Raw genomic sequence first — 19,997 nt, forward strand, 5'->3', positions numbered from 1 at the left:
CGGCGCTGTCGGCCACGCAGATCGGCGGGCTGAGCACCACGCAGCTGGCGGCGCTGGACACCACCGGCGTCGCCCGGATGAGCACGGCGCAGCTGGCCGGGCTGACCACCGCGCAGGTGGCGGCGCTGTCCACCAGCCAGGTCGCCGCCCTCTCGTCGGCGCAGGTTGCCGCGCTGAGCGCCACGCAGCTCGGCCGGCTGAGCACGGCGCAGGTCGCCGCGCTCGACGACGGGGTCGTCGCGCTGACGACAACCCAGGTGAAGGGCCTGACCACGATCCAGCTCGCGGCGTTGAGCGTCACCCAGGCGGGTGGCCTCACCACCGGCCAGCTCGCCGCGTTGAGCGCGGCGCAGCTCGCGGGGCTGAGTGCTGCCGCCCTGTCGGGCCTGAGCGCCGGCCAGATGGCGGCGCTGTCGGCGACGCAGATCAAGGGGCTGGGCACGGCGCAGATGGCGGCGCTGACCACCGCGGACATGGCGGAGCTGTCCACCGCCCAGATCGCCGCGCTGACTCCGGCGCAGATCGGCGCGCTGTCCATCGGCAGCCTCTCCGCGCTGTCCGACGCCCAGTCGGCGGTGCTGACCGCCACGCAGATCGGCGGGCTGTCCACCGGCCAGCTGGTGGTGCTGGACGCCCCCGCGATCAGCCGGTTGAGCACGGCGCAGTTGGCCGGGCTGACCGCCACCCAGATCGCGACCCTGAGCAGCAGCCAGGTCGGCGCCCTGACGCCGACGCAGGTCGCCGCGTTGAGCGCCACGCAGATCGGCGGGCTGACCACGGCGCACCTCGCCCTGTTCGACGCGGGCGAGGTGGCGGCGCTGTCGGCCACGCAGGTGAAGGGGCTGACGGCGACGCAGCTGTCGGCACTGTCCACCGATCAGCTCGCCGCGCTGACCACGTCGCAGCTCGGCGCGCTGAGCGCGGCGCAGGTGGCGGGGCTGGGGGCGGACAACCTGTCGCGGCTGTCGGCCGGGCAGATGGCGGTGCTGACGGCGACGCAGATCCGGGGCCTGAGCACGACGCAGATGGCGGCGCTGACCACCGCCGACGTCGGCGAGCTGTCCACCAGCCAGATCGCCGCGCTGAGCGCCGGTCAGCTGGGCGCGCTGAACGCGGCCGGCCTGTCGGCGCTGTCGTCGGCGCAGGTGGCGACGCTGTCCGCCGCGCAGCTGGGCGGCCTGACCTCGGCGCAGCTGACCGGGCTGTCCACCGCCGACATGGGCGAGATGACGGCGACGCAGATCGGCGCGCTCGCGGCGCCGGCGCTGGCCGGGTTGACCACCACCGCGGTGGCGGCGTTGAGCACGGCGCAGACCGGCGCGCTGACGGCGTCGCAGATGGGCGGCATGACGGCAGCGCAGGTCGCGGTGCTCGGCCCCGGCCGGCTGAGCACGACGCAACTGGGCGGCCTGACCTCGGCCCAGACCGGGGCGCTGAGCACGGAGCAGATCGGCGCGCTGACCACCAGCCAGATTGCGGTGCTGAGCGCCGGGGCGCTGTCCGGCCTGTCCACCGGCGCGGTGGCGGCGTTGAGCGCGACGCAGATCGGCGTGCTTGGTGCGACGCAGATCGGCGGGCTGACCACGGCGCAGCTCTCCATCCTCGGCCCGGCGTCGCTGTCCGTCGGGCAGCTCGGCGGGCTGACCGCGACGCAGGCGGCCGGGCTCGACGCCACGCAGGTCGGCACGTTGAGCACCGCCCAGATTGCGGTCCTGAGCACGGCCGCGATGCGCGGGCTGAACACGGCCACCGTCGCCGCGCTGTCGTCGGAGCAGCTCGCCGCGCTGAGTGGCAACCAGGCGGCGGCGCTGTCCTCCACGCAGGTGAACGCGCTGCCATTTGGGCAGCTCGCCACGCTCGGTACCAAGCAGGTGTCGGCGCTGAGCGCCGAGGCCATCGCCGGGCTGGGCAGCCTGCAGATCTCCGTGCTGTCGCCGACGCAGATCGCCAGCCTGACCAACGCGCAGATCGCGGTATTGACGCCCGCCAACATCCGGTCGATGACCAGGTTGCAGGCCACCGCCTTCCACTCCGTGCAGGTGATGAGCCCCGAGCAGTGGAGTGCGTGGGTCGCCGCTACGGCGGTGTGAGCGCGCGGGTGGGGCCGGCGGGCGGCGTGATTTTCTTCGCCGGGCGGTGTCTTGGTGGTAAAAGCCGCCATCGTCCCCGCATCCGACCGGATTGTCCATGCCCGCCCCCACGCTCTGGCGCATCGCGCTCGCCGTTCCCGAGATCCACGCCCCGGCCTTCGCCGAGGCGGTGGGCGACCACGCCGACGCGGTGGCCACCTTCGAGCTGGAGGAGAACGTCACCTGGCTGGTCGAGGCGACGGTCTACGGCGAGCCCGACCGCCCCCGCCTGACCGCCCGCGTCGCCGTGCTGGCCGAGGCGCTGGGCCTGCCCGAGCCGAAGCTGGAGATCGAGGAGGTGCCGGCCATCGACTGGGTCTCGCACAGCTACCAGGGCTTCCCGCCGATCCGCGCCGGGCGCTACTTCGTGCACGGTTCGCACCACGAGGGCGGGGTGCCGCCGGGCGCCATCGGCCTGCAGGTGGACGCCGCCACCGCCTTCGGCACCGGCGAGCACGGCTCGACCAAGGGCTGTCTGCTGGCGCTCGACCGGCTGGCGCGGCGGCTGACGCTGGGGCAGGGGATGGGCGCGGCGCTCGACATGGGCTGCGGCTCCGGCATCCTGGCGCTGGCGGTGGCGAAGACGTGGCACGTGCCGGTGGTCGCCGTGGACATCGATCCGGAGGCGGTGCGCGTCACCCGTGAGAACGCCCGCATCAACCAGGTGCACGGCCTGATCCACGCGGAGGGCGGCGACGGCTACGACACGCCGATCGTCCGCCGGCACGGGCCGTACCGCCTGATCACCGCCAACATCCTGGCCCGCCCGCTGGCCCGCATGGCGCCGCGGCTGAAGCACGAGCTGGCGCCGGGCGGCTATGCCGTGCTCGCCGGCCTGCTGGCCCGGCAGGCGCGCCACGTCATCCAGGCCCACCGCACTCAGGGCTTGCGCCTCGTCGCCCGCATTCCCATGGGCGAGTGGACGACGCTGGTGATGCGGCGTTCGAATTGACAGCGTCGCTCTTCGTACATAAATCTGTACGTCAAACGTGGGGGGTGCACGCCATGGGTCACGTCAACTACACCGAGTTCCGGCAGGGGCTTGCCTCCTACATGGACGAGGTGTGCGACACGCGTGCGCCGCTCACTGTCACCCGGCAGAAAGGGCGTTCCGTCGTCGTGATGTCGGAGGCGGAATACGAGAGCATCATGGAGACGTTCCATCTGCTCCGGAGCCCCGCCAATGCCGCCCGCCTGCTGCGCTCGATCGCCGACGCCGACGCCGGCCGCGTGGTTGAGCACGGCCTGATCGACCCGGACGCCGACGCACCGTGAAGATCGCCTTCACGCCTGACGGCTGGGGCGATTACCTGTATTGGCAAGAGCACGACCGCGAGGCGCTGCGGCGGGTCAACGAGCTGATCCGCGCCACCGCCCGTGACCCGTTCAAGGGTATCGGCAAGCCCGAACCGCTGAGGGAAAACCTGAAGGGATGGTGGTCCCGGCGCATCACGCTGGAGCACCGCCTCGTCTATCGTGTGGTCGGCGCCGGAGATGCGCAGGTCATGGAGATCGCGGCCTGCCGGTATCATTACTGACCGCCCCCTCGCCAAAGGTGGTGGGCCGGGGATAGGACTTGTCCCGGAACCGGGCCGGCTCTAGCCTTCCCGGCAGGAAACAAAGGGCTGGGGACAGAACGGTGACGGACACTCCGCGCGGCTATCGTGGTGACGGGCATCTGGCGGACCTGCTGGCGCAGGCGGGCGTGGCGCGTACGGTCGACGAGGTGCGTGCCCTGGTGGCGGGCGTGCTGGCCGCGCCGCCGGCGGTCGATCCCGAGGCGTGGCTGGTGCTGGTGGGCGAGGGCCTGCCGGCCGAACTGGCGGCGCAGCTGCAGGCGCTCAGGGCGGACCTCGCCGACCGTCGCCCGGCCGCCGGGCCGGACCACGCCGGCCGCCTCGCCGCTGTGCGCGGAGCCATGGCGCGGCTGGGGCTCGATGGCTTCGTCGTGCCGCGCGCTGATGAGCACCAGGGCGAGTACGTGCCGCCGCGCGCGCAGAGACTGGCGTGGCTGACCGGCTTCACCGGTTCGGCCGGGCTGGCGGTGGTGACGACGGACCGCGCCGCCATGTTCGTGGACGGCCGCTACACCCTCCAGGTCCGCCACGAGGTGCCGGAGACGCTGTACGCCTACAAGCATCTGGTGGACGACCCGCTGGCCGACTGGGTGGCGGAGGCGCTGCCGGCCGGCGGCCGGCTCGGCTATGATCCCTGGCTGCACACCGTCGGCTGGGTGGAGAAGACCCGTGCCGGGCTGGAGCGCGCCGGGATCGAACTGGTGGCGGCGTCCGCCAACCCGGTGGACACGGTGTGGCGCGGCCAGCCGCCGGCACCGCTCGCCCCGGTGACCGCGCACGACCTCGCCTTCGCCGGCGCCACCGCGGCGGACAAGCGCGCCCAGGTGGCGGCCAAGCTGGAGCGCGACGGCGTCGGCGCCGCGGTGCTGACGCAGCCGGACTCCATCGCGTGGCTGCTCAACCTGCGCGGCGGCGACGTCGCCTGCACGCCGCTGCCGCTGTCCTTCGCCACCATCCGGGACGACGGCGCGGTCGACCTCTTCATCGACCGCCGCAAGCTGGCCCCCGGCGTCGAGGCGCACCTCGGCAACCAGGTCGCGGTGCGCGCGCCGGAGGAGTTCGGGGCGGCGCTCGACGAGCTGGGCCGCGGCGGGCGCAAGGTGCTGGCCGATCCGGCGACCACCGCGGCGTGGATCACCGACCGGCTGGCCGCGGCCGGCGCCCGCGTCGCCCGCGATGCCGACCCTTGCGCGCTGCCCAAGGCGTGCAAGAACGCGGTCGAGCTGGACGGCACCCGGCGTGCCCACCGCCGTGACGGCGTGGCCATGGTGCGCTTCCTGACGTGGCTGTCCGGCGCCGCGCCGACGGGCGCGGTCAGCGAGCTGGAAGCGGCCGAGCGGCTGCTGGCCTTCCGCCAGGAGGGCGAGCGGTTCCGCGACGTCAGCTTCGAGACGATCTCCGGCGCCGGGCCGAACGGCGCCATCGTGCACTACCGCGTGTCGCCGGAGACCAACCGGCGGCTGGAGACGGGCTCACTCTATCTTATAGACAGCGGTGCCCAATACCTGGACGGCACCACCGACGTCACCCGCACCGTTGCCATCGGCACGCCGACGGAGGAGATGCGCGAGCGCTTCACCCTGGTGCTGAAGGGCCACATCGCGGTGTCCACCGCGCGCTTCCCGCGCGGCACCACCGGCTCGCAGCTGGACGCGCTGGCGCGGCTGCCGCTGTGGCAGGCCGGGCTGGACTACGACCATGGCACCGGGCACGGGGTGGGCAGCTACCTGTCGGTGCACGAGGGGCCGCAGCGCATCTCAAAGGTGCCGAACACGGTGGCCCTGCTGCCGGGCATGATCCTGTCCAACGAGCCGGGCTACTACAAGACCGGCGGCTACGGCATCCGCATCGAGAACCTGATCGTCGTGCAGCCGGACGAAGTGCCGGGAGCGGAGCGGCCGATGCTGGGCTTCGAGGTGCTGACGCTGGTCCCCATCGACCGGGCGCTGATCGCGCCGGGCCTGATGAGCGCGGCCGAGCTGGACTGGGTGGACGCCTACCACGCGCGCGTCCGCGGCGCGTTGTCGCCCCTGCTGGACGGGCCGGCCGCGGCGTGGCTGGCCGCGGCGACGGAACCGCTGGCGCGGTGAGGCGGGCGTGTGATTTCTCCGTGATCGGGCAAAACTCTCCATCGAGCTAACCCGTTGTTTACCCGCCTGCTGCACAGTGTCGCCAAAGGGATGACAATTCCCGAGATTTGAGGCAATACAGACCGGCCGGCACGCGCGCGGGATGCGGGGGCGGGTCGAGCTAACGGAAAATCGCGGAGACGCCTAGATGAAGATCCTCGTCGTCGATGATTACGCCACCATGCGGCGCATCGTTCGCAACCTGCTGACCCAGATCGGCTACACCGACATCGACGAAGCGGGCGACGGCGTCTCGGCGCTGGCCAAGCTGCGCGAGAGCAAGTTCGGCCTGATCATCTCCGACTGGAACATGGAGCCGATGACCGGCCTCCAGCTCCTCAAGGAGATCCGCGCCGATTCCAAGCTGGCCGGCACCCCGTTCATCATGGTCACCGCCGAGAGCAAGACCGAGAACGTGATCGCCGCCAAGCAGGCCGGTGTGAACAACTACATCGTCAAGCCCTTCAACGCCGACACGCTGAAGCAGAAGATCCAGTCGGTCATCGGCGGCTAACCGCCCCCTTCGGGCAAGGAGCACCCGGTGGACAGCCTGCCGCAGCTCAGCGACGAAGAGTTCGACCAGATCGAAGAGGCGGTCGCCCGGACGGCGAAGGGGCGCGCGTTCCTGCGCCGCTACCATCGCCGCGCCATGGGCGCCGCGGCGGAGGAGATCCGCGGCATGCTGGCGGAGTTCCGCAACTCCTGGAGCCAGCAGAGCGCGGTCGCCGAATCCGCCAAGCACGTGGACGTCCTGCGCCGCGAGCTGATCGAGATGGCCGCCTCCATCGAGACGGCGCGGCGCGAGGTGGCGGCGCTCCGCCCGCCCGACGGGGCGAGCGACAAGATCCTCACCGCCACCAACGAGCTGGACGCCATCGTCATCTCCACCGAGCGCGCCTCGTTCGAGATCCTGAACGCGGCCGAGAAGCTCATGGAGCTGTCCAACAAGCTCCGCGCCGACGGCGCCAACGCCGGGCTGTGCAACGAGATCGAGGCGGAGGTGACCAACATCTTCACCGCCTGCTCGTTCCAGGACCTGACCGGCCAGCGCACCAGCAAGGTGGTCAACGCGCTCCGCTACATCGAGCAGCGCGTCAACGCCATGATCAACATCTTCGGCGAGGAGGCCCTGGCGGCCATCCACGTCCACCACGAGTCCGCCGACAAGCGGCCGGACGCGCACCTGCTGAACGGCCCGCAGATGGACGGGCATGGCGTCAGCCAGGCCGACGTCGACAGCATGTTCGACGGCCACGCCGCCGCCCCGGCTCCCGCGCCGGCGGCTCCGGCGCCCGATCCCGTCCCGGTCTCCGACGCGCGGGCCAGCCAGTCCGACATCGACAGCATGTTCGACAGCCCGGCTCCGCCGCCTCCCGCGGCTGCGGCGCCCGTGCAGGCGAGCCAATCCGACATCGACAGCATGTTCGATTCTCCGGCTCCGGCCGCTCCTGCGGCGCCGGTCCAGGCGAGTCAGGCGGACATCGACAGCATGTTCGACAGCCCGCCGCCCGCTGCCCCGGTCAAGGCGAGCCAAGCCGACATCGACAGCATGTTCGATTCGCCGGCCCCGGCGTCCGCTCCGGCCGCGCCGAAGCCCAAGCCGGCCCCGAAGCCGGCGGCCAAGCCGCTGCCCGCCGCCAAGCCGGCCGCCGCGGCCAAGCCTGCCCCGGCCGCCAAGCCCGCTCCGGCTGCCAAGCCGGCTCCGGCACCCGATCCCGCCCCGGCCGCCGCGCCGGCGCTGGACCAGTCGGCCATCGACGCGCTGTTCGGATGACGGATCGCCAGGAACCGCAAAAAGGTGTTGCGCAGAATTGCGTTGCATTTGATAGATTTTCGCGCCGTCGCTGTGCCGGCGCATCGACACCACCACCGGCCGGAGCGCAGCGACCGGGCCGACGGCAGGAGAGGCGGGGGGCCTCATGAAGCACACCCAGAAGCCGTTCATGGCCGAGCTGCAGAAATCCAAGCGCAGCAACGGCAACCCCTACACCGCCGCCACCGCGTCCGCCGCAACGGTCCCCGCCGCCCTGGCGGGGCCGGTCAGCGTCGATAATTCCGAAGTGCTGAAGGCCATCCAGGAGGTGGGCGCCAAGCTCGACCGCTTCCTGACCATGGACGTCCAGCAGATCGAGCAGATCCAGACCGAGGTCGCCGACATCTCCGGCCGCATCAAGGCCACCAAGGTCGAGATGGCGGCGCTGCGCCACCCGCTGGCCGGCGAGGACCGCTTCATCCAGGCCTCGCAGGAGCTGAGCGCGGTGGTCTCCTCCACCGAGGCGGCGACCAACACCATCATGGGCTGCGCCGAGGAGCTGGAGGAGATCGTCAACGAACTGAAGGCCTCGACCTCCGACGGCTACCAGAAGGATCGCCTGGGCGACATGCATGAGGTCGTCGTCCGCATCTACGAGGCCTGCAACTTCCAGGATCTGACCGGCCAGCGCATCACCAAGGTGGTGCGCGCGCTTTCCTTCATCGAGGAGCGCATCGAGTCGATGATGAACCTGTGGAACCGCCGCGAGTTCGAGGCGATGCCGCTGCCCCCGTCGGTCACCAAGATGGACGGCGAGCTGGAGCTGCACGGCCCGTCGGAAGAGGCGCAGTCCGGCAACATCTCCCAGGCGGACATCGACGCCCTGTTCGCGTGAGAGCCCGCGTGGGGCGCGGCGCCCGCGCCGCCATTGGACCAAGGGAGGACGGCCGCTGTGGCCGTCCCGCGTCTGCTTCGATAGTATAATTGTGATGGAGGCCCCGATCCGGGAACCATAAACCCGGTCGTTATGACCAGTCGCGCATAACGCAATCGGGGAAACGCTCCATGCTGCACCAGGCTCTTGAGACGCTGAGCAAGTCGGTCGCCATCCGGCCGAAGTACGACAACTTCATCGGCGGCCAGTGGGTGCCGCCGCTGAACGGGCAGACCTTCACCAACCTGACGCCGATCACCGGCAAGCCGCTGTGCGAGGTGGCGCGGTCCCAGGCCGAGGACGTCGAGCTGGCGCTGACCGCCGCGCACAAGGCCAAGGACGCCTGGGGCCGCACCTCGCCGGCTGAGCGCGCGTTGGTCCTCAACCGGATCGCCGACCGCATGGAGGAGCGTCTGGAGGTTCTGGCGCTGGCCGAGACGCTGGACAACGGCAAGCCGATCCGCGAGACGCGCGCCGCCGACATCCCGCTGGCCATCGACCACTTCCGCTACTTCGCCGCCTGCATCCGCGCCCAGGAAGGCTCGATCGCCGAGATCGACCATACGACTTTCGCCTACCATCTGCACGAGCCGCTGGGCGTCGTCGCCCAGATCATCCCCTGGAACTTCCCGATCCTGATGGCGGCGTGGAAGCTCGCCCCGGCGCTGGCCGCCGGCAACTGCGTGGTGCTGAAGCCGGCGGAGCAGACGCCGATGGGCATCATGGTGCTGATGGACCTGATCGCCGACCTGCTGCCGCCGGGCGTGCTGAACGTGGTCAACGGCTTCGGCATCGAGGCGGGCAAGCCGCTCGCCACCTCCAAGCGCATCTCCAAGGTGGCGTTCACCGGCGAGACCTCGACCGGCCGGCTGATCATGCAGTACGCGTCGGAGAACCTGATCCCGGTGACGCTGGAGCTGGGCGGCAAGTCGCCGAACATCTTCTTCGCCGACGTGCTGGCCGAGGAGGATGATTTCCTCGACAAGGCGCTGGAGGGCTTCGCCATGTTCGCCCTCAACCAGGGCGAGGTGTGCACCTGCCCGAGCCGCGTGCTGGTGCAGGAATCGATCTACGACCGCTTCATCGAGAAGGCCGTCGCCCGCGTGCAGGCGGTGAAGCAGGGCCATCCGCTCGACGCCGGCACCATGATCGGCGCCCAGGCTTCCAGCGAACAGCTGGAGAAGATCCTCGGCTACATCGAGATCGGCAAGCAGGAGGGCGCCAAGGTGCTCACCGGCGGCGGACGGGCGCACCTCGGCGGCGAGCTGGAGAGCGGCTACTACGTCACCCCGACGGTGCTGGAAGGGCACAACAAGATGCGCGTCTTCCAGGAGGAGATCTTCGGCCCGGTGGTGTCGGTGACCACCTTCAAGACCGAGGAGGAGGCGCTGGCCATCGCCAACGACACCAGCTTCGGCCTGGGCGCCGGCGTGTGGAGCCGCGACGGCAACCGCGCCTTCCGCATGGGCCGCGGCATCCAGGCCGGGCGCGTGTGGACCAACTGCTACCACCTCTACCCGGCGCACGCGGCGTTCGGCGGCTACAAGCAGTCGGGCATCGGGCGCGAGACGCACAAGATGATGCTCGACCACTACCAGCAGACCAAGAACCTGCTGGTCAGCTACAGCCCGAAGGCGCTGGGTTTCTTCTGACCCCGACGTTCCCCTCCTGACGTCAGGACACTCCGGCCGGGAGCCGTGCGGTTCCCGGCCGCTTTCGTGCGCTCTTGCGCGGGCCGCGCGGCGGCCCCATACATGGGGTCCGCCACCAGGATCTCGCGCCCCAGGATCTCGCGCCGATGTCGAACATCCACCAGCTGCGGCGTCCGAAGCCGCCCCGCCGCTCCACGCTGCAACGCGACACGCTCGCCTGGCTGATGCTGCTGGCCGGCGCCGCGGCGTCGTTTCTCAGCGTGTACCTGCCGCCCCTGCGCGGCCTGGAGACGCTGGTCGGGCTGGCGGTGATGGTCGGCGGCTACGCCGCGCTGTACGACCGCGCGCGGGGCTGACCCTTCCGTCTTGGGGCTGGGGCCGGGAACCCCTGCGGCCGGATCCGGTTGTCCGCGGACGACCATCCAGCCGAGGAGGACCGCATGGCCGGCAAGCACGAGCAGAGCCCCGAGCACAAGAAGGCGCACGATCTCGCCGACAAGGCGCTGGACGCCGCCATGGGCGGCGACACGACCAAGGCGAAGACGCTGGCGGATCAGGCCAAGCAGACCGACCCGAAGATCGCCGAGGAGATGAATCGCGAACTGGAGGCCGACCGCCGCCAGGCCGAGGCCTTCCGCGACAAGGGCGGTGGGGAGCGGTAGGCAGACGTTTCCGTGTCGGTCCCCACCCTGACCCTCGCCCACTTCGCGGGGGAGGGGGCGGAATCGCGGAGTTCCCTCCCCCGCGCAGTGGGGGAGGGTCAGGGTGGGGGGCCGGACAGGCACGTCTGCGTCCGCCAAGGGACGGCCCACCGGCAAACGCATTCCCGTCCCGGCATGAACGACACTAAAGTCTCATCCACACGCAACGGTGGGACGGGACGATGACGGGACGGCTCCTGGTATTTCTGATGGCGGGCGCGCTGGCGGCCCCGGCGTTCGCGCAGGCGCCGGTCCAGCTCTACCCGCGCGCCACCCCCGGCGCGCCGGCGCCCGCCCCGGAACCGGCACGCCCGGTGGCGCCTCCCGCACCGCCACCCCCCGAGCCCATGGCGCCGCCGCTGGCCGTGCCTTCCGAACCGCGGCCCGCGTCGCCCAGGGGCATCGCGGTGGCGCCGCTGCCGCCCACCGTCCCCGCACCCCAAACCCCCGCCGCGGTCCAGCCCGCACCGCCATCCCCGACGACGGCGCCCCCGATGGCACCGAACGACGCCGTATTGGCGGCGGTCGAGGGCTTCTACGGTGCGCTGGCGCGCGGCGACGGGCAGCGCGCCAACGAGTTCCTGGTGCCCGAGAAGCGCAACCAGGGCGCCTACGAGGTCGCCGCGATGACCCGTTTCTACGCGGCGATGCGCGAGCCGCTGCAACTGATCGGCGTCGGGCGGCTGGATCCCGAGGTGGTGCGGGTGCGCTACGCCTACACCCACCAGAGCGGCCGGCATTGCGACGGGGTCGCCGATGTCACCGTGCGCCGCATCGACGGCCGGGCGCTGATCGAACGGATCCGATCGCTGAGCGGCTGCTGACCGGCAGGGAAGGGAGGTACCCCGCACGCCGGGCCGCCGCCTCTGGAACGAGGGCGGGGGGCGGCATGTTGCTCTCCCCACAGGCACCGGCGGGGAGCGCGGCGATGGTGGACGTCCTGCGGCGGCACAACGTGACGGTGGGCGGCTGCGGCCACAAGGCGCTCCTCCTCGGCCACGGCTTCGGCACCGACCAGCGCGCCTGGCGCCGCATCCGCCCCTGGGCCGAACGCCACTTCCTGACCGTCAGCTTCGACTTCGCCGGCAGCGGCCGCGACGGCGCCGGCTACGACGGGTTCCGGCACGGTTCGCTGGCCGGCTTCGCCGAGGACCTGCTGGCCATCCTCGACGCCTTCGGCGTCGAACGCTGCGCCTATGTCGGGCACGGCTCCGGCGCCATGGCCGGGGTGCTGGCCGGCATCCTGGAGCCCAAGCGGTTCGAGCGCATGGTGCTGCTCGCCCCCAGCGCCTGCGGCGTCGACCGCGGCCGCTACCGCAGCGGCATCGACGCGGCGACCATGCGCCGCATGATCGCCTGCATGACCATCAACTATGCCGCGTGGTCGCGCGAGTTCGCCGCGCTGGCGGTGGACGCGCCCCCGGCCAGCCCGGAGACGGCGGAGGTGGCCTCCTGCCTCGCCGCCGTGCGGCCGGACGTCGCCTTCCGGCTGGCGGCGATGGCCTTCCAGTCCGACCTGCGCGGCTGGATCGACGACTTCGAGGTGCCGGCGGTGCTGGTGCACGGCGAAGGCGACCCCCTGGTCCCGCCCGAGGCCGCCGAGCACCTGCGCTTCCTGTGGCCGTTCGCCGAGAGCGAGGTGTTGGCGGTGTCCAGCCACCTGCCGCAGCTGACCGCGCCGGACCTGGTGATCGGCGTGCTGGCCAAGCACCTCAAAGACGTGGCGCGGGCCTGAACGGCGAGGCGTGGCGCCTCGGGCAACAGACACACGGATTGCACGGATTTGGGCACGGATTTCAGGGAATCCGCGCCGCCGACGCGCCCGGTTTGCCGGGTCGGCCGGGCTCCACCAAGCCCCAAAGAAATCCGTGCAATCCGTGCCTCGATCCGTGTAATCCGTGTCAACGCTTGTCTGGGAAGCGCAACCTGCGGACCCCACAGGCGCTGTTTTCCAGCCGAACCATGATCGACGCTTTCCTCGCCGCTCCGCTTGCCCAGGGCATCGGCCTCGCCGGCACCGCCTGCGGCATGTCCTGGCCGCTGTTCCGCAGCCGGATCGGCATGCTGCTCGTCCAGCTGGCCACCAACCTGCTCTTCGCGCTGCATTTCGCGCTGCTGGGGGCGGAGACCGGCTGCGCCATGAACCTGCTGGCCGCCGCCCAGGTGGCGGCGGCGGTGCCGCTGGGCACGCGGCCGGGGTTCCGGCTGGTCTATCTGGGGGTGCTGCCCTTCATCGCCGCCGGCGTGGCGCTGACGTGGAACGGCCTGCCGTCGCTGTTCGCCGCGCTGGGCTTCGGCGTCGTCAGCGTGGCGCGCTACCAGACCGCGGTGCGGCCGTTCCGCCTGATCATGGCGGTGGCGCTGCCGTGCTGGTTCGGCCACAACCTGCTGGTCGGCTCGGTCCCCGGCATGCTGTCCGACGTCGTGGGGATGACGCTCAACCTCGCCATGCTGGTCCGCCCGCGCCGGCCGGCGGTGGAGACCGTGCCCTGAGCGGCAACGCTTCGTGATCGATCGAACGCGCTTGACCGGCTGGAACCGGCACTGGATAGAATGGCCGCGCCCAGGGGGAGAGCGCAGAGCATGAAGACCGACATTCCGGGATTGCGGCCGCAGGATGCGGCGACGGTACGCACCATCCCGCTCTTCCAGCGGCTGCCCGACCGCGCGCTCGCCATGCTGGTGGGCACCGCCCAGGTGCGCCCGGTGCCGCGCGGCACCACGCTGTTCGTGCAGGACGAGACGGCCGACCGCTTCTTCGTGCTGCTGGAGGGCTGGGTGAAGCTGTACCGCGTCACCCGCGACGGCGCGGAGGCGGTGGTGAACGTCGTGGCGCCGGGCGAGACCTTCGCCGAGGCCGCCATGTTCGCCAGCGGCAAGTTCCCGGTGTGCGCCGAGGCGGTGTCCGATTCGCGCCTGATGACCCTGACGGCCGAGGGTTTCGCCCGCTGCCTGCGCGAGGACGACCAGATCGCCTTCGCCATGCTGGGCTCGCTGTCGCTGCGCCTGCGTCACCTTGTCCAGGCCATCGAGCAGCTGCAGGTGCAGCCGACGCCCCAGCGGGTCGGCACCTTCCTCCTGCGCTTCTGCCCGGAGGGGCCGGGCTCGGCGGTGTTCGCGCTGCCCTTCGACAAGGCGCTGATCGCGCGCCGCCTAGGGATGCAGCCGGAGACCTTCTCGCGCGCGCTGGCCAAGCTGCGCGCCGTGGGGGTGGAGGCGCACGGCTCCACCATATCCGTCGGGGACCTCGACGAACTCCGCCGCTTCTGCCAGGTCGAGCCCGACGAGGGCGACGAGGAATAGGCGAGGGAGGCCGGCTGGTCATACGACCGGGGCTTGTGATATCGTGCTCCGCTTTTGGGTGGAGCAGGGTTGGGGGTCTTTCTCTCCCGTCATCCCCGCGAAGGCGGGGATCCAGCGTGAGCCGCGATGGCGGCGATCTGAGTCATGAGGCTCGCGGACGCGAGCACTGGATCCCCGCCTTCGCGGGGATGACGATTGAAAAGATTCGGGCCGTTGTCGAAAATCGCATGTGTGCGGAGCAAGGCTGGGCCGGATGAGCGACGAGTTTCTGTTTGCCGATGAGGAGCCGGGCTCTGAGGCCGAGGCGGTGTCGGCGAAGGAGTCCGCGCCGGAACCGGCCGAACCCTGGCTGATCCTCATCGTCGACGACGATCCGGCCATCCACGCCACCACCAAGATGGTGCTGCGCGGCTTCACCTTCGAAGGGCGGCCGGCGCAGTTCCTCTCGGCCGCCACGGCGGCGGAGGCGCGCGGCGTCCTGGCGGCGCACCCGCAGATCGCCGTGGTGCTGCTCGACGTGGTGATGGAGTCGGACGACGCCGGCCTCCGGCTGGTGCACTTCATCCGCTCGGACCTGCGCAACCGCCGTGTGCGCATCATCCTGCGCACGGGGCAGCCCGGTCAGGCGCCGGAACGCGACGTCATCCTCAACTACGACATCAACGACTACAAGTCGAAGACCGAGCTGACGGCGCAGAAGCTGTTCACCTCGGTGGTGGCGGCGCTGCGCGGCTACCAGGACATCACCGCCATCGAGCACCACCGCCAGGGGCTGGAGCGCATCCTCAACGCCTCCTCGGCGCTGCTCGACAAGCGCTCCATCGCCGACTACGTCGGCGGCTCGGTGCAGCAGATCCTCACCATCTTTCCGTCCTGCACCGGGGCGCTGCTCGCCATCCGCGCGGCCGGGGCGGCGGGGGAGCCGCTGGTGTTCGGCGGCGGCGGCACGCTCGCCGGGCTGGAGGGGCGGCGTGTCGGTTCGGCACTCCCGGAGGCGGACGCGCCGCTGGTGGTCGGCGCGCTCGACGACATGCGCCACCGCTGCGAGGGCGAGCGCAGCGTGCTGGTGTTCCGCTCCACCTCGCGGCATCACGACACGGTGGTCTTCGTCCGCCACCGCCACGCGCCGGACGAGGACGAGCGGCGGCTGCTCGAGGTGTTCTGCTCCAAGGTCGCGGTCGGCTTCGACAACGTGCACCTCTACGAGGAGCTGAGCGAGCTGAACCGCACCCTGGAAGGCCAGGTGGCGGAGCGCACCCGCGCGCTGGTCGCCGCGTCGGGCGCCGCCGAGGCGGCGCGCGCCGAGGCGGAGGCGGCCAACCAGGCGAAGTCCCTGTTCCTCGCCACCATGAGCCACGAGATCCGCACGCCGATGAACGGCGTGCAGGGCATGCTGGAGCTGCTGGAATACACGCCGCTGACGCCGGAGCAGCGCGAGCTGGTGGCGGTGGTGCGCGACAGCGCCGGCGCGCTGCTGACCATCATCAACGACATCCTCGACTTCTCGAAGATCGAGGCCGGCAAGCTGGACCTCGAGCGGGTGCCCGTGTCGCTGACCCAGGTGGTGGAGGGCGTCGCCGACACGCTGGCCCCCAGCGCCCGCAAGAAGGGGCTGGCGCTGATCAGCTACGTGGATCCGGAGCTGCCGGCGGCCGTGCTGGGCGATCCGGTGCGGGTGCGGCAGGTGCTGTTCAACATCGCCGGCAACGCGGTGAAGTTCACCCCCTCCGGCTCGGTCAAGATCCGCGCCGAGCTGATCTCGCTGCGCGACGGCAAGGTGACGGTGGGCATCACCGTCATCGACACCGGCATCGGCATCGCCAAGGACGTGCAGGCCCGCCTGTTCCGCCCCTTCACCCAGGCCGAGGCCTCGACCACCCGCCGCTTCGGCGGCACCGGGCTCGGCCTGTCGATCTGCCGCCGCATCGCCGAGCTGATGGGCGGCGAGATCGGCGTGGAGAGCGAGCCCGGCGTCGGCGCCACCTTCTGGTTCACCTTCACCGCCGACGTGGTGCCCGAGGCGGCGCAGCCGGAGAGCGCGCCGCTGGCCGGCCTGCGCGTGCTGGTCGTCGATCCCGAGGGCGACGAGCGCCGCTTCATCGCCCGGTACCTGAGCGCCGAGGGCGCGCGGGTCATCGAGGCGCCGGACGCGCTGCCGGCGCTGCGCGAGCTGGACGCCGGGGCGGTGTGCGACGTGGTCGTGGCGGCCGAGGAGGCGGACCTCGACGGGCTGCGCTGCGAGCGCAGGCTGATGGACGCCGGCATGGTGGTGGTGGCGCAGGCGCCGACCCCCGGCGGGCCGGGCGGGCCGACCGTGATCCCGCGCCCGGTGCGGCGCAGCGCGTTGGTGCGCGGCGCGCTGGTGGCGTCCGGGCGGCAGGCGGCGGAGACCGATGGCGAGGCGTACGGCGACGCCATCGTGCCGGCGCCGGCGCGCCACAGCCCCTCGGTGGACGAGGCGTTGGCCGAGGGCCGGCTGATCCTGGTGGCCGAGGACCATCCGACCAACCGGCAGGTGGTGCTGCGGCAGTTGGCCCTGCTCGGCCACGCCGCCGAGGTGGCCGCGGACGGGCGCGAGGCGCTGGCGAAGTGGCGCAGCGGGCGCTACGCGCTGCTGCTGACCGACTGCCAGATGCCGGAGATGGACGGCTTCGACCTGACCCGCGCGATCCGCGAGGCCGAGGTGGATTCCGGCGCTCATCTGCCGATCGTCGCCATCACAGCCAACGCCATGGAGGGCGAGGCGCAGAAGTGCTTGGCCGCCGGCATGGACGACAGCGTCTCCAAGCCGGTGGAGGTCGGCGAGTTGAAGCGCATCGTCGAGCGCTACCTGCCCTCCGTCTCCGCGGGTCCGCAGCCGGGCGCCGCCGCGCCGGCCGCGCGCGACGCCATGTCGCCGCTAGACACCAGCGCGCTGGCCGCGCTGTTCGACGGCGACGAGGAGTTCCTGCGCCAACTCCTCCAGGAGTTCCTGGCGTCCAATCTCGCCACCCGCGAGCGCCTGTTCAAGGCGCTGGAAACCCAGGCGTGGGAGGAGGTGCGGCAGGCGGCGCACAAGCTGGCCGGCTCGTCCCGCACCGTGGGCGCCGCAGCGCTGGCGGCGGCCGGCGACGCGCTGGAGACCGCCGTGGTGGAAGGCCGCACGGAGGGGCTGGAGCCGCTGGCGGTCAGGGTGTCCGAGGAACTGGACCGGGTCGCGGTGTACATCGGGGCGCTGTGACCGCCGACAGCCTGTCTTCCGTGGGTGAATGACCGTCAGGATATGTCCCTGTTCCGCTGGCTTTGGAGGAGGCTCTGACCTCAGCGCTTATTTGCTATGGCAATTTCGCGGATTGCTAATGTAGGGTTCGAGCGATCACAAAGCCGATGCAGATATTGATGCAAAGGGTCAGGCGCCTCCATTGGTTCATTGTCCTTGGTCTGCTCCCGCTGCTGGCTTACATGCTGCTTTTGTTCGGCATGATACGAAGCCAACAACAGGATGCGGTGGCCGAGACCCTTGAAAGGGCGGCGCAGGGCGTATCCAACGCCGTCGCGCGCATGCTGACGGACGAACTGGGCCACCTGGCCGCCCTCGCGCAGTCCACCGCGCTCGACCGGGGCGACATCGAGAGCTTCCGGACGGAAGCGCAGCGTGTTTTCGAGCAACGGGCGGATTGGCGCACCGTCCTCCTCACCGACGCCGAGCGGCAGTTGATGAATCTCGGCTATGCCGCCGGAGAGCCGTTGCCGCCCGTACGGGATCCCGAGTCCCTCAAGCGGACCTGGGAGACCGGGGCTCCAGCCGTCAGCAATCTTGTCGCGGGCACGATCGCGGTGCGTTTCCCGGCCATCCGCGACGGGGCGGTGCGCTATTCGGTGGTGGCGGCTCTGAACCCCGAGGCGCTCTCCGATCTGCTGCAGGCCTATGGCCTCCCGGAGCAATGGGTCGGCGCCGTCGTTGATGCCAACGGCATCATCCTCGGCCGCAACAAGGCGGCCGAGCGGTTCGTCGGGGTGCCGGCCACCGAGGACCTTCGGGCACGGTTCGGTTCGGGCGCGTCGGGGGTCTTTCAGGGGACCGTCAAGGAAGGTGACCGGGTCTACGCGTTCACCATGCCGATCGCCGGAGCGCCGTGGCACGTGGCCATCGCCGCACCGATCGCCGTGGTGGAGGCCGAGTACCGCACGATCATGTGGTTGCTCGTCCTCGGCGCCGCCGTGGCGATCGTCGCCGCGGGGGGCTTGTCCATCTCCCTGACCCGGCGCGGCACGCGGGTTGCCGAACGGCACATCGCCGAAGTCAAGGGGCAGCGGGATCGCGCCGACCAGGAGAACCGTGAAAAGTCGGTGTTCCTGGCGATGATGAGCCACGAGCTGCGCACACCGCTCAACGGCATCCTCGGCTTTGCCGAGGCGCTGGTGCAGTCCGGTCTTACCGACGAGCAGACGCGGTACATCGAGCACCAGCAGCGCGCCGCCCGTTCGCTGCTTCGGCTGATCGACGACATCCTCGATTACTCGAAGATCGAGGCGGGCCGCCTCGAACTGGAATCGGTGTCGTTCGATCTGCCGGAACTGGTCGGCGAATGCGTCGCCCTCGTCCGGCCCATGGCGCAGGCCAAGGGTCTTGAGATCGGGATGGTGGCGGAGCCCGATGTGCCGCGCTTCGTCCGCGGGGATCCGGTGCGCCTGCAGCAGATCCTCATCAACCTGCTCGGCAACGGCGTGAAGTTCACCGCCCACGGCGCCGTAACCGTGTCGGTCGGCCACCGCACGCGGGATGACGGATCCTGCGACCTCCGGTTCGTCGTCCGGGACACCGGCGTTGGCATTTCCGCGGATCACATGGGGCGGCTGTTCCAGCGCTTCAGCCAAGCCGAGACCTCGACGACGCGCCGGTACGGCGGCACCGGCCTGGGGCTGGCGATCTGCAAGGCGCTGGTCGAGATGATGGGGGGAACGATCCGGGTCGAAAGCGTGGTCGGCGAAGGCAGCGCCTTTCACGTCACGATCCGCTTGGCCATGGGCGAGAAGCCCGCCGGAGGCGAAACCTCACCCGTACCGCCGCCGCGGGAGACCGCCCGCCGCGGCGCGATCCTGCTGGTTGACGACGTCGACCTGAACCGGATCCTGGCGCGCTCCATGCTGGAAAGGGCGGGACATCGGGTCGAGGCGGTCGAGAATGGGGCGGAGGCCGTCGCCGCGGTCCAGAAGCGCCCGTTCGACCTCATCCTCATGGATGTGATGATGCCGGTGCTCGACGGCATCGAGACGACCAGGATCATCCGCGACCTGCCGGGCGGGGTGTCCGCCATTCCCATCATCGCCATGACCGCGGACGGATCGCACGAGGCCGAGGCGTTGCAAGCCGCCGGCATGAATGGCTGTGTCAGGAAGCCGGTCGTCTGGCCGGAGTTGCTGAGGACGATCGACGGCTTTCTGGAGACCGTCCAAGCGCCGTCGGGGACCGGCGACGCGGTGCGGGCGGCGGATTTCGCGGACGTGTCGCCCTCGGTGCTGGTGCAGATGCTCGACCTGTTCGTCGAGCAGGCGGACGGCTGGGTGGAGGAACTCGAGGGGTGCCGCGACAACCTCCGTGAACTCCGGGCGGTGGCCCACCGCCTCTCGGGCACCTCGGCAACCCTCGACTTCACGTCCATGCTCGAGGCCTGTCGAGCCTTGGACGAGGCCTGTCGCGACGGCCGTGTGGCGGAGGCCCGGCATTGGCTGGACGTGGCCGCACATGAAATCCGCAAGGCCAAAGCGCTGGCGCAGGCCAGGGCGTCCGTTCTGGTCGGTCATCCGGATGGGGCGGTGTCCTAGCGCCCCTTCCGCGG

The 19,997-nt window shown here is 70.9% G+C and carries 17 protein-coding genes; all 17 read left to right on the top strand.

The genetic code is table 11. The features are described 5' to 3' along the window. A partial coding sequence (locus ACRWK7_RS05000; RefSeq protein ID WP_431855096.1) for a beta strand repeat-containing protein occupies positions 1–2,090 on the top strand: 2,090 nt, incomplete at its 5' end. Between the two features lie 97 nt (positions 2,091–2,187). Next, the gene (locus tag ACRWK7_RS05005) at positions 2,188–3,081 is read left to right on the top strand and encodes a 50S ribosomal protein L11 methyltransferase (protein WP_431855097.1); all 894 of its coding nucleotides are present in this window, start codon (positions 2,188–2,190) and stop codon (positions 3,079–3,081) included. A 53-nt stretch (positions 3,082–3,134) separates the two neighbouring features. Continuing rightward, a complete protein-coding gene (locus tag ACRWK7_RS05010) occupies positions 3,135–3,404 on the top strand; it encodes a type II toxin-antitoxin system Phd/YefM family antitoxin (protein WP_109117947.1) in 270 nt (89 codons plus the stop codon). Further along, complete coding sequence (locus tag ACRWK7_RS05015) at positions 3,401–3,667, top strand: Txe/YoeB family addiction module toxin (RefSeq protein ID WP_431855098.1); 267 nt, start codon at positions 3,401–3,403, stop codon at positions 3,665–3,667. The genes ACRWK7_RS05010 and ACRWK7_RS05015 overlap by 4 nt, the downstream gene beginning before the upstream one ends. Before the next feature lie 101 nt (positions 3,668–3,768). Then, a complete protein-coding gene (locus ACRWK7_RS05020; RefSeq protein ID WP_431855099.1) occupies positions 3,769–5,796 on the top strand; it encodes an aminopeptidase P family protein in 2,028 nt (675 codons plus the stop codon). Positions 5,797–5,983: 187 nt separating this feature from the next. Further along, the gene (locus ACRWK7_RS05025) at positions 5,984–6,349 is read left to right on the top strand and encodes a chemotaxis response regulator CheY (RefSeq protein WP_109117950.1); all 366 of its coding nucleotides are present in this window, start codon (positions 5,984–5,986) and stop codon (positions 6,347–6,349) included. A 27-nt stretch (positions 6,350–6,376) separates the two neighbouring features. Beyond that, a complete protein-coding gene (locus tag ACRWK7_RS05030; RefSeq protein WP_431855100.1) occupies positions 6,377–7,609 on the top strand; it encodes a protein phosphatase CheZ in 1,233 nt (410 codons plus the stop codon). 145 nt (positions 7,610–7,754) lie between these two features. Then, entirely contained in the window at positions 7,755–8,483 is a 729-nt protein-coding gene (locus tag ACRWK7_RS05035) for a protein phosphatase CheZ (RefSeq protein WP_431855101.1), read from the top strand. 170 nt (positions 8,484–8,653) lie between these two features. After that, positions 8,654–10,174: an aldehyde dehydrogenase gene (gene adh / locus ACRWK7_RS05040; protein WP_431855102.1), complete on the top strand. Its 1,521-nt coding sequence runs from the start codon at positions 8,654–8,656 to the stop codon at positions 10,172–10,174. Positions 10,175–10,320: 146 nt separating this feature from the next. After that, a complete protein-coding gene (locus ACRWK7_RS05045; RefSeq protein WP_431855103.1) occupies positions 10,321–10,530 on the top strand; it encodes a hypothetical protein in 210 nt (69 codons plus the stop codon). Between the two features lie 84 nt (positions 10,531–10,614). Continuing rightward, on the top strand, positions 10,615–10,836 hold the full coding sequence (locus ACRWK7_RS05050) for a hypothetical protein (RefSeq protein WP_431855104.1): 222 nt from the start codon (positions 10,615–10,617) through the stop codon (positions 10,834–10,836). 221 nt (positions 10,837–11,057) lie between these two features. Next, on the top strand, positions 11,058–11,699 hold the full coding sequence (locus ACRWK7_RS05055) for a hypothetical protein (RefSeq protein WP_431855105.1): 642 nt from the start codon (positions 11,058–11,060) through the stop codon (positions 11,697–11,699). A 104-nt stretch (positions 11,700–11,803) separates the two neighbouring features. Then, the gene (locus tag ACRWK7_RS05060) at positions 11,804–12,610 is read left to right on the top strand and encodes an alpha/beta fold hydrolase (protein WP_431855106.1); all 807 of its coding nucleotides are present in this window, start codon (positions 11,804–11,806) and stop codon (positions 12,608–12,610) included. A gap of 227 nt (positions 12,611–12,837) precedes the next feature. Then, entirely contained in the window at positions 12,838–13,368 is a 531-nt protein-coding gene (locus ACRWK7_RS05065) for a YgjV family protein (RefSeq protein ID WP_431855107.1), read from the top strand. A 90-nt stretch (positions 13,369–13,458) separates the two neighbouring features. Continuing rightward, complete coding sequence (locus ACRWK7_RS05070) at positions 13,459–14,178, top strand: Crp/Fnr family transcriptional regulator (protein WP_431855108.1); 720 nt, start codon at positions 13,459–13,461, stop codon at positions 14,176–14,178. 253 nt (positions 14,179–14,431) lie between these two features. Continuing rightward, positions 14,432–17,398: a response regulator gene (locus ACRWK7_RS05075; RefSeq protein ID WP_431855109.1), complete on the top strand. Its 2,967-nt coding sequence runs from the start codon at positions 14,432–14,434 to the stop codon at positions 17,396–17,398. Between the two features lie 146 nt (positions 17,399–17,544). Then, a complete protein-coding gene (locus ACRWK7_RS05080) occupies positions 17,545–19,983 on the top strand; it encodes an ATP-binding protein (RefSeq protein ID WP_431855110.1) in 2,439 nt (812 codons plus the stop codon). Positions 19,984–19,997 lie beyond the last annotated feature (14 nt).

It is taken from the genome of Azospirillum sp., assembly GCF_050789165.1.